The 10,546-nt window shown below is 45.2% G+C and carries 6 protein-coding genes; 3 read left to right on the forward strand and 3 right to left on the reverse strand.

What is annotated here, in order from left to right; all coding sequences use genetic code 11:
- The first annotated feature begins 103 nt into the window (after positions 1 to 103).
- Entirely contained in the window at positions 104 to 916 is an 813-nt protein-coding gene (thiD, locus tag PSE7429_RS17720; RefSeq protein WP_040689366.1) for a bifunctional hydroxymethylpyrimidine kinase/phosphomethylpyrimidine kinase, read from the forward strand.
- A 127-nt stretch (positions 917 to 1,043) separates the two neighbouring features.
- On the opposite strand, the gene PSE7429_RS17725 is transcribed toward thiD, so the two are convergent.
- Complete coding sequence (locus PSE7429_RS17725) at positions 1,044 to 1,640, reverse strand: TIGR02466 family protein (RefSeq protein WP_009628683.1); 597 nt, start codon at positions 1,638 to 1,640, stop codon at positions 1,044 to 1,046.
- A gap of 179 nt (positions 1,641 to 1,819) precedes the next feature.
- A complete protein-coding gene (locus PSE7429_RS17730) occupies positions 1,820 to 2,335 on the reverse strand; it encodes a GNAT family N-acetyltransferase (RefSeq protein WP_009628684.1) in 516 nt (171 codons plus the stop codon).
- A gap of 216 nt (positions 2,336 to 2,551) precedes the next feature.
- Here PSE7429_RS17730 and PSE7429_RS17735 point away from each other — a divergent pair, with 216 nt between their 5' ends.
- On the forward strand, positions 2,552 to 3,427 hold the full coding sequence (locus PSE7429_RS17735; RefSeq protein WP_009628685.1) for an LmeA family phospholipid-binding protein: 876 nt from the start codon (positions 2,552 to 2,554) through the stop codon (positions 3,425 to 3,427).
- 8 nt (positions 3,428 to 3,435) lie between these two features.
- A complete protein-coding gene (locus PSE7429_RS17740) occupies positions 3,436 to 5,319 on the forward strand; it encodes a bifunctional serine/threonine-protein kinase/formylglycine-generating enzyme family protein (protein ID WP_009628686.1) in 1,884 nt (627 codons plus the stop codon).
- 138 nt (positions 5,320 to 5,457) lie between these two features.
- Here the strand turns inward: PSE7429_RS17740 and PSE7429_RS17745 are convergent, their stop codons facing one another.
- Positions 5,458 to 9,777, reverse strand: a complete 4,320-nt coding sequence (locus PSE7429_RS17745) for a CheR family methyltransferase (RefSeq protein WP_009628687.1) — start codon at positions 9,775 to 9,777, stop codon at positions 5,458 to 5,460.
- Positions 9,778 to 10,546: the final 769 nt, after the last annotated feature.

Consider the following 10,546-nt stretch of genomic DNA (forward strand, 5'->3'; position numbering starts at 1 on the left):
TTAGTAGTTCAGTATAATTAAAAGCCAAAACCAGAGAGTGTACCGCCCGCGTAGCGGGCGGTACACTCTTATAGGTCTTAGCTACTTATTAATAATTCGCATTATGACTAGTTTTAATAGTTCCTCAATACCGATCGCCATGACGATTGCTGGTTCCGATAGTGGCGGAGGTGCAGGGATACAGGCGGACTTACGTACCTTTTCCTTTCATTGTGTTCATGGGACGAGCGTACTTACCTGCATCACAGCTCAAAATACTTTGGGAGTTACCAGAGTTGATGCCATGTCACCTGAAGCTGTGACCGCTCAATTTGAAACAGTGATGGTTGATATGCGGGTAGGGGCAATTAAAACGGGAATGCTTCTCAATCAAGAGATCGTGAAAACTGTGGCAAAAAAGTTCGTTGCCTTTGGTTTGGGAAATGTGGTGGTCGATCCTGTGATGGTATCGCGGACAGGGGCGCAATTGCTAGATGATGCTGCGGTAAAGACAATGAAGGATCTCTTGATTCCTTTAGCAGCGATCGCTACCCCCAATCGTTATGAAGCGCAGATTTTGGCGGAAATGGAAATTCATACCTTGGCGGATATGCAAACTGCGGCTCAGCAAATTTATAAATTGGGAGCGCGATCGGTATTGATTAAGGGAGGAGCGATGAGTGGCGCACTCAAGGCGGTGGATGTGTGGTTTGATGGCGATCGCTTTGAGGTCTTACAGACAGAAGCGATCGATACTCAGCATACCCATGGAACTGGTTGCACCCTGTCAGCCGCGATCGCCGCTAACTTGGCGCTGGGTAAACCCCACTTCCAAGCAGTGCAAGAGGCAAAAAATTATGTGACGGAAGCCTTGAAATATGGACTGGCGATCGGTCGAGGACAGGGACCCGTCGGACATTTCTATCCATTGTTATAGCTATAAAAGTGAGGTAAGTAGCTGGGCGCAATTAAATATAAAACCCCAATACCTGTAGCGCACGCGCAGCGTGCGCTACAGGTATTGGGGTTTTATTATGCCCAGCTACTTAATCAAAATTTAGACTTTAAGCCCGATGACTCATGCTGATATTGAAACTGATGCATAGACGATCTTCATCGCTGAGATTGACTTCTACGCCGTGATTTAGCCAACTGGGGAAAATGATCATCGTTCCTTCCGTTGCCTTGTAGGTAATCTTTTGGATCGTCCAAGGCGTGAGTTCGGCGATCTTAGGCATAAACATATGGGCGACATCGCGAGGATCGCGAAAGAAAATACCCCCACAATTCTCAGATGCTTTCACATAATACACACCGCTCAATATGGAATTGGGATGATTGTGCAGAAAATTAGAAGCAAATTTGGGATTGATAATTGCCCAACAGTTAGCCACAAACATGGTGAATCTTTGGAGGTCAAAGCCCATTTCTTGCCCAGCCTCTAAAGCATTATTGATGGCAATATTGACGATCGCTTGAAATTCTGGCTGTTGATGTAGGTAATCTTTGCTATGCCATCCTAAAGAATTAGACCAATTTAATCCCTGATTGTCTTTTTGGTGCTCGTTATAGATCGCGGGGAGCAATTTTTGATTTAGTTCTTGGTAGTTTGGTACTTCAAAGTGCCAGATGGGCGTAGGAAACCAGTCATCACGCTTCATTATCGTTATCGTCTCGTTATCGTCATATGCTGCCAGTTTTATCTTATAGCTCCCGTTACCTGCATCAGGACATAAAGCCCAAAATAGTGTTGCCGCGCGGAGCGCGGCAACACTATTTTGGGCTTTATGTCCTACTCCCTTCCCAGTAAAGAATTAGATGTGGCGGCGAGGTATGGCGCTTAGCTCACGACTTTGCCGAGAACGATCAAGCTTTGGGCAATGCCATCGAGCTCGGCAATTTGTGGTAGATTCCCCCATTCCGTAAAACCAAAGCTCTTAAATAGACATAGGCTGGGATGATTGTGGGCAAATATAAAACCGACCAGCTTAGAAATATTTAACTTTGGACATTGCCCGATCGCATGATTGAGCAATTGCTTACCGATCCCTTGGTTTTGATAGGTAGGCTCGATGTAAATACTCACCTCGGCGGTTTTGTGATAGGCAGGACGACCATAAAACATTTGCAGACTGAGCCAGCCCACAATTTGTTCGTTGCGATCGCTGTAAATATGGCGATCGCCTACAGCCATCACCCAGACAGGATAGCGATCGTCATGGGAGCGAAACCAAGCGCGACGGCTTTCCACCGTAATCGGTTCGAGATCGGCGGTAGCGAGACGGCTAGGAATGGCAGCATTATAAATCTCAATAATGGAGGATAGATCTGCCTCGACTGCCAACCGAATCTGCATAATTGGTTACTCCTAAACTAGAAAATGCTATCAAATTTCCCAAAATATAACGCTTTGTAATAAATATCTAGGCATAAGTAAACTTAAAACCCAGAAGAGAGTACCGCCCGCGTAGCGGGCGGTACTCTCTCTGTTTTTGCATTACCAATTCACTGAAGTGAGCCAACACTTCAGTGAATTAAAAAACAAACCCCGTAAGCTTTTGAGATTTCCAAAATGGCAACGCCATTTTGGGAATTGGTATTAATCATTGGGTTTTGGTTTATGATTGCAGTGATACTCATCGCCGTTGTTATGGAATTATTTGCTGGGTTACTTACGACGGTTTTAGGCATAGCTGGCGCACCTGGAATTGCGATCGATAAAATTGCAACGGACTATTTGCGCAGTCAAATCGTGCGAGCCGATGTCCTAGAGGTGCGTGTTGATAATGCTCCTAACTATCAGATTCTTTTAGGTAATGTCGATCGCATTCGCGTTGCGGGGCGAGGAGTTTTCGTTTTAGAGTTTTTACGGATCGATCAGGTTGATTTGGAAACCGATCCGATCAGTATCGATCCTAGTTCTTTGCAGTCTGGCAAAATTGTGTTGCGGCGACCATTACAGGCTGCTGTCCGCTTGGTCTTGCGTTCTGAAGATATCAATACGGCTCTACGATCGCCCGATGTGCAATCTTCCTTTAAAAATCTGAGCATTGATATTTCGGGAACTAATAAAAATCCTGAAATTTTAGATTTGCTTAATCCTGAAGTAACTTTTTTAGAAGGCGATCGCGTGCGGCTGGCGGCAACATTGCAGGCGCAACCGACCCCCACTAAGCCCAACCCCAAGAAGCTCGATGTCTCATTGAATGCCGAACTAAAAACCATCGGTGGTACAAAGCTGCAAATTGTTAACCCACAAATTGAATTGTCAGGAACGCCGATACCCAATCGGATTGCTACGGCTTTTACCAATGGATTGAATAAAGTCCTAGATTTGCGACAACTGGAAAGTAAAGGCATCACCGCTAGAGTTCTCAAACTAGAACTAACGGCAGGTAAAATGCAAGTCATTGGCTTTGCCAAGATGGATGCTATTCCCAATCAATAGGCGCAATCATGAGTCAATGCCTAAATCCGCAATGCAACTATCAAAACCCCGATCGGATGCTGAGTTTTTGTAGTCATTGTGGCTCCAAACTCAAGATTGGTGATCGCTATCGGGCGATCGGGATTTTGGGGCAAGGGGGCTTTGGCAAAGCTTTTATGGGTATTGACGAAGCGCTGCCATCTCAGCCCAATTGTGTCATCAAACAGTTCTGTCCCACCGACCTAAACAGTGCCGCCAAAGCTGCCGAGCTATTTCAACAGGAAGCCGTGCGCCTTGATGATCTGGGGAAGCATCCCCAAATCCCCACATTGTTTGCCCATTTAGAACATGATGGTCGGCAATACCTGATTCAAGAATTTATCGATGGACAGGATCTGTTAAAGGAATTGCAAGGACAAGGGACGTTTAGCGAAGCCAAAATTCGGATGCTATTGAGCGACCTATTGCCGATCCTGCAATTTATTCACGATCGCCAAGTTATCCATCGCGATATTAAACCCGAAAATATTATTCGCCGCCGACTTGCCAGTGCGTCTGGTGCAGCTACGACGGGAAGTCATGTGTTAGTTGACTTTGGCGCGGCAAAGTTTGTGACGGCAGGAATGGAGACGGGTACACGTATCGGCAGTGCGGTATATATTGCCCCAGAGCAGGCAAGGGGAAAAGCCATATTTGCCAGCGATATCTATAGTTTAGGTGTGACTTGTATTCACTTGTTGACCAATGTTTCTCCCTTCGATCTGATGGATATGGATGGTACTTGGATCTGGCGAAATTTTTTAGGGAATACGAACCTCAATCCCCAGCTCGGTCGGGTGCTGGATCGGATGATTGCTTCTTCTCCCAGTCAGCGCTATCCTACGGCTCAAGCCGTACTCCATGATCTTCAAAGTTTCCAAAGTCTATCGGCTCCCTCCCATCCGAGCTATGCACCTCAATTTGGGAGATCGAGCCATCAAAAAGCGATCGCCAAAACGCAGATCGTCCCGATCGCTCCCAGCCCCCAACCACCGCCGATCGCGATCGCTCCTCGACTGTCGCAATTTTCCTTTGAGATGGCGTTAGTGAGCGTCAATCATGGGATTGGCAAATTCATCAACCATCCTTTGCAAATAAAGACAATATCAAAGAACAGACTTACCTATATTGAGAGCTTAGGTAACTTTCAAGGGATGGCGATCGGCTTAGAAATGGTATTTATCCCCGCAGGAAAATTTGCGATCGGTTCGCCCTCGGATGAAGCTGATCGCAGTGAAGAAGAGAGTCCGCGTCACATTGTGAATCTCGCCCCCTTCTTTATGTCGCGCTTTGCCATTACCCAAAGACAATGGAAAGCATTAATGGATAATAATCCCGCTATGTTTATTGGCAATATGGATCGCCCTGTGGAAATGGTGTCATGGGAAGATGCTCAGTCCTTTTGCCAGAAACTTGCCGAACGTACTGGTCGTCCCTATCGGTTGCCGAGCGAATCGGAATGGGAATATGCTTGTCGGGCGGGGACGGTAACAGCCTTTGGCTTTGGTGAAACGATCGCCGCAAATCTGGCTAATTACAATGGGGCGAGCCCTTACAAACACGCCCCTCAAGGCATTAGTAATGTGGCTACGACCGAAGTTGGCTCCTATCCCGCCAATGCCTTTGGCTTGCACGATATGCATGGCAATGTGTGGGAATGGTGTATGGATATCTGGCATGATGATTACGACCTATTGCCCAAGGATGGCAAGGCATGGATGACAGGAGGCGATCGCAGTTGTCGCGTTGTACGGGGTGGCTCATGGCGCGATCCTGCCCATTATTGTCGCTCCGCCAAGCGTTATAAAAATGTCACTAATCAAGGCGATCGCTATACAGGTTTTCGGATTGCCGTTACGCTGGCGATTCCTTAGCCGATGATTTCTCTAGTCAAAGATTGCCGCGCGGAGCACGGCAATCTTTTTCAAAGCTCAAAAGTAAAAGCCTTGCGTAGCAAGGCTTTTACTTTTGGGCTTTGAGAATTTGCTAGCTTAACCCGAACTGATGTTAATTTACGATCGCAGATGGAAACTAACCTGTAAGAGAGCCTTTTCTAACTGAGCAAAACTAATGGGTTTGCTGATATAGCTATCCATTCCTACGGCTAAATATTTGTCGCGATCCTCCTGTGAGGCGTTGGCGGTCACGGCAATGATATGGGGACGAGAGCTTTGATTCCATTCTGCGATGATTCTTTTAGTAACCTCGATGCCATCCATTTCAGGCATCTGAATATCCATCAAAATCACATCATAATGCTTCTCTCGTAACTGAGTCAGCACATCTAATCCATTATTGACGGTATCTGGTTCGTATCCGAGTGTTTGCAGGAATTTCTGAATGAGAATTTGATTGAATTGCACATCTTCGGCAATTAAAATGCTCAAGGGTAAGGTGGAGGCTAACTTGACCTTATTGACGGGAACAGGACGCTCTCGTTCAATTTGCACCTCCGAACTCGTCATGGCATCGGTGGCTGGGGCGATCGCTAGCATAGTTGCTGCGGGCGAGATTTGGTACTCAGCCTTCCGTTCCGTTTTCGGTTCCGCTAAATTCAGAGCAAAGCTAAAAGTACTTCCTCGATCGGGGGTGCTGCTCACTCGGATTTCTCCGCCCATCTGCTTGACCAGATTTTGGCTAATGGCAAGCCCTAAGCCCGCTCCTTGCTGATTTCTTTTTGACGTACCTACTTGCTCAAAGGGTTGAAAGAGCTTCTCAAGATCGTTGGCGGCAATGCCAATACCCGTATCTGTAACCGTAAATTGAATTAATTCGGAGGGTGCTTCCGTCAGGGTGGTTTGGACTCTATTTACGGTTAAGGTAATCATGCCCGTATTCGTAAATTTAATGGCATTACTGAGGAGATTGAGCAGAATTTGTCTTAGGCGCTTTTCGTCACTATAAACTGTGGTGGGTAGATCTTCGGCAAACTGGGTTGTCAGGGTAAGATTTTTGGCGATCGCTCGTGCTGACACCATGCCCACGGTTACTTGGAGAAATTCAAGGAGAGCGACAGGACTTAAATTGATCGCCATTTTTTTGGCTTCAATTTTGGAAATATCTAAAATATCTTCAATTAATGAGAGCAGGTAGTCCGCCGATTGATAAATGATTTCTAGATATTGACGGGACTCGTCATCTAAATTAATGTTCTCGCGGAGGATCTGCGAAAAGCCCATGATCGAATTGAGCGGCGTGCGCAATTCGTGACTCATACTGCCCATGAATTCGCTTTTAGCCAAATTTGCTGTTTCGGCAAGCATCATCGCCGTTGATAGCTCTTGGTTTTTAATGACTAGCTGCAACTTTTGCTGATTTCGTTCGGTGATATCCTCGATCGCAATTAAGATCATCTGTCCGATATTGGGGCGATCGATCTGACAGGCATTGAGTAATACGGTGCGATTGCCCAATTGCGGGAAATTCTGGGTAAGTTCGTAATTCTGCACGGTAATATCTAGCAGCAGAATTTCAGTGAGGAGCGATCGTAGTTTTGGTATATTCCACTCGCCCTGACCAATGGTAAAAAGCGATTGATTTTCGGTCTGGCTGGGGCTCATTTGGAAAATTTGATAAAAGGCATGGTTGGCGGTTAATACCTGCATCTCCGCATTAAGTACCACCAGAGGCTGGCGCAAAGTCTCAATAATCGCCGCCGCATAATTGCGGGAAGATTCCAACTCAAGGGCATTGCGTTTGATCAAGTCGATATCAATCAAGCCGATCACGGCTCCATCAATGTGATTGTCGGTGGTGCGATAGGGACGAATTCTCAAGCTATACCAACGTCCCGATAGGTCTTTAACTTCCTGCTCGTAGGGAATCAAAGTATCAATGACCGTTGTAATCAAGGTTCTGATATGGGGAATATCGAGATTATTTTGAATATCGCTAAAGGGTCGCCCCACATCGCTGGGAATTAAATTAAAAGATTGCTCCGCCATCGGCGTAAAGCGTCTGATCCGCAGATCGCCCGATAGCATCAAGATGGGGATGTTAACGCTGCTGAGCAAATTTTGCATATCATTGTTGAACTGATGGAGCTGCACGTTACGACTGCGAAGTTCGTCATTAATTGTGCTTAATTCTTCATTCGTCGCTTGAATTTCTTCTTTAGCCGTTTCTAGTTCCTCGTTGGCACTTTGTAACTCCTCATTACTAGAGAGAATTTCCTCGCCTGCCACCTTGAGGTCTTGGTTATTCGCCTCCTGCGTCTCAATGATCGATCGCAAATATTCTTTGGTTTTCTCTAACTCATGGGTGAGTCGCGCCACTTCCAGATCCAAACTGCTTGATCGATCCGATTGATTTAACTCTTTGCGAGATTTGCCCAGATTTGGCTGAGGCTGCGGTGATAGCGATCGCTGCGGTCTACTCGCAAATAAAACCAAGAAATAGGGATCGTTATTCATACTTAAGGGAATGACCTCGATTTTCACGATCACCCCCTGTTGCAGCTCAATGCCATCTTTGATGATCGGTATATCTTGATCCTTGGCGCTAAAAATTGCCGATCGCAGCTCTAGCCTCAGGGTGGGACGCGCCATTTTGAGCAAATTGAGGCTAGCTTTGCCGGGAGCTGGTTCTAGATAGGCACTAGTCTGTCCGCGAAACTGTAAAATGTCTAGATCGCTGTTAACGATGACTCCCACGGGAGCATAGCGACTGAGTACGACACGATCGGCGAGTAGTTCTAAATTATTTTCGGGCGCTTCCTTGAATTTGATCGGAGCGGCTGAATCGCTAACATTATCTTTGGTATAGGTGCTTTTGACAAAGTTAAAATTCATCCTTGGAGCCGAGTTTTTACATTTATAAATACGGCTCTTTTTATCGGCGATCGCAAATAAATCCGTGGCGTTACCAATCCCTTCTGAGCTTCCCAACATCAAAAAACCGTTAGGATTGAGGGCATAATGGAAAATTGGCATCACCTTTTTTTGAAGGACTGGTTCGAGATAGATCAGCATATTGCGGCAACTGATCAAATCTAAGCGCGAAAACGGGGGATCGTTAGTTAGGTTTTGCCTCGCAAATATACATAGACTCCTCACGTTTTTGCCAATCTGATAGCCTCCTTCCACGGAGACAAAAAAGCGCCGCAAGCGTTCGGGCGAGATATCAATCAAGGCATTATGGCTGTATATGCCGACTCTTGCCTTTTCGATCGCGATCGCACTGATATCCGTCGCAAAAATTTGAATTGTTTGTTTGTTAGGGCGATCATCAAAAAATTCTAAGAGGCTAATGGCGATCGAATAGACCTCTTCACCCGTCGCGCAGCCTGCTACCCAGATCCGAATCGGGGTATTCGGCAACTTATCCTGACAAATTTGGGGAAAGACAATATCCTTTAGCGCCTTAAAGGAGTCGGGTTCGCGAAAGAAACTCGTTACATTAATCAGAATATCATGGTAAAGTTTCTCGACCTCAATGGGATGTTCTTGTAAGTACTGGGCATACATCCCCAAGCTTTGTAAATTTAGTAACCCCATCCTCCGCGCGATTCTGCGGCGAATCGTACCTTGCTTGTAATGCGTAAAGTCTACGCCCATAGCATTGTTCAAAATTTCTAAGACGAAGGGTAGAAATTTCTGATTCTCTGGACTTTCCGTAAAAATGGATGCTTCGGCTGCTTCAATTTCGTAATTATCATTAGGCATGATATCCGTGAAATCATCCATTTCCATGGCGTTCTGGCTGATCTTGATCAGTTCTCTCGCAATTTCGGCAGGGGGCAAGACAAAATCTACATACCCCGATGCGATCGCAATCATCGGCATGGTCGGAAACTCTGCCGAACCGAGATCCTGAGCAAAGGTGACTCCCCCAGCCCCTTTCACTACTCCCAGCCCTACGGTTCCATCTTCGTTATTGCCCGATAAAATGACGGCGATCGCCAAATGTTTGCGATCGGCGGCAAGGGAACTAAAAAAACCATCAATTACCATATATTTCCCCCTCACGCGCTGACGCGGCTCTAGACGCAAGACTCCCTGCTCTAGCGTCATCAGAGTATTGGGCGGGATCACATACACCGAATTTGGCACGATGTGCATACCTTCCACTGCTTCATTAACGGGCATCGCTGTGGCATTGCGGAGGATTTCGCTTAACTGACTGTGATGCTGCGGCGATAAATGTTGAATCAGCACAAACCCCATCCCCGTATCAACTTCTAAATTGCTTAAGAGTTGAGTAAAGGCTTCTAGCCCACCTGCGGAAGCTCCAATGCCCACGATGGGGAAGCTATCTGGCAAAATAGGCTGAGATCTCATTGATAAATCAGAGGAACTGGTGACTACTAAACTTGATTCTGATTTGTCAGTCATTTAGTTGCTCCCTTGATTTGATTTAGTTTGATTTGATTTGATTTATCAGTAGCTGGGCATAATTAAAACCCAGAATCAAAACCCAGAATCAAAACCTGTAGCACAAGCGCAGCGTGTGCTACAGGTTTTGGGATTTTATATTTAATTGCGCCTAGCTATTTAGCAATCCTAAATAAGTGCAGAGCCGCTTCAATTTTGCTCAGACATCAGGATAGGTTGGCTGAGCGAAATTGAAGCGCTATTGTTCTCATAAATAATTTAGGACTGCTATATTTACTAATACTAATACATAAGCCTTAAAAAGTTGTTTTTTATAAAAAAATATTCAATTGCTTGTGAGATTATATTTGTGAAGAATTTGATTTGTCGATGAGTTTAATGGATTTATAAAACTGGAGTTTTATAATCTTCTTTTGTATTTGTCGTTTTTGTGATTTGCGTAAAATCTGCTAAAAACAACTGATTTATATTGAAGAAGCGTATATTTTGCCTTTAGTTACTGTTTCCTATAATTAAATGGTTGCTACTAGTTTTCTCTTTGTTTGTTTTTGTGATGCATTAGATTTGTGTCCATAAGTATACTGAATATACGTATAAATATACATATTGATTGGGTGTTCGATATTCTTAGTTAGCCCTAGTTTTTATGATTTTCTCTAAATTAGAATTGCTCGTAAATAAAACCTCATTAATAAAAGGGAATCTATAAGTAAGTAGGCTTAATTAAATATAAAACCCAAAAACCTGCGGCGCACGCTGCGCGTGCGCC

Source organism: Pseudanabaena biceps PCC 7429 (genome assembly GCF_000332215.1).
GTDB lineage: Bacteria > Cyanobacteriota > Cyanobacteriia > Pseudanabaenales > Pseudanabaenaceae > Pseudanabaena > Pseudanabaena biceps.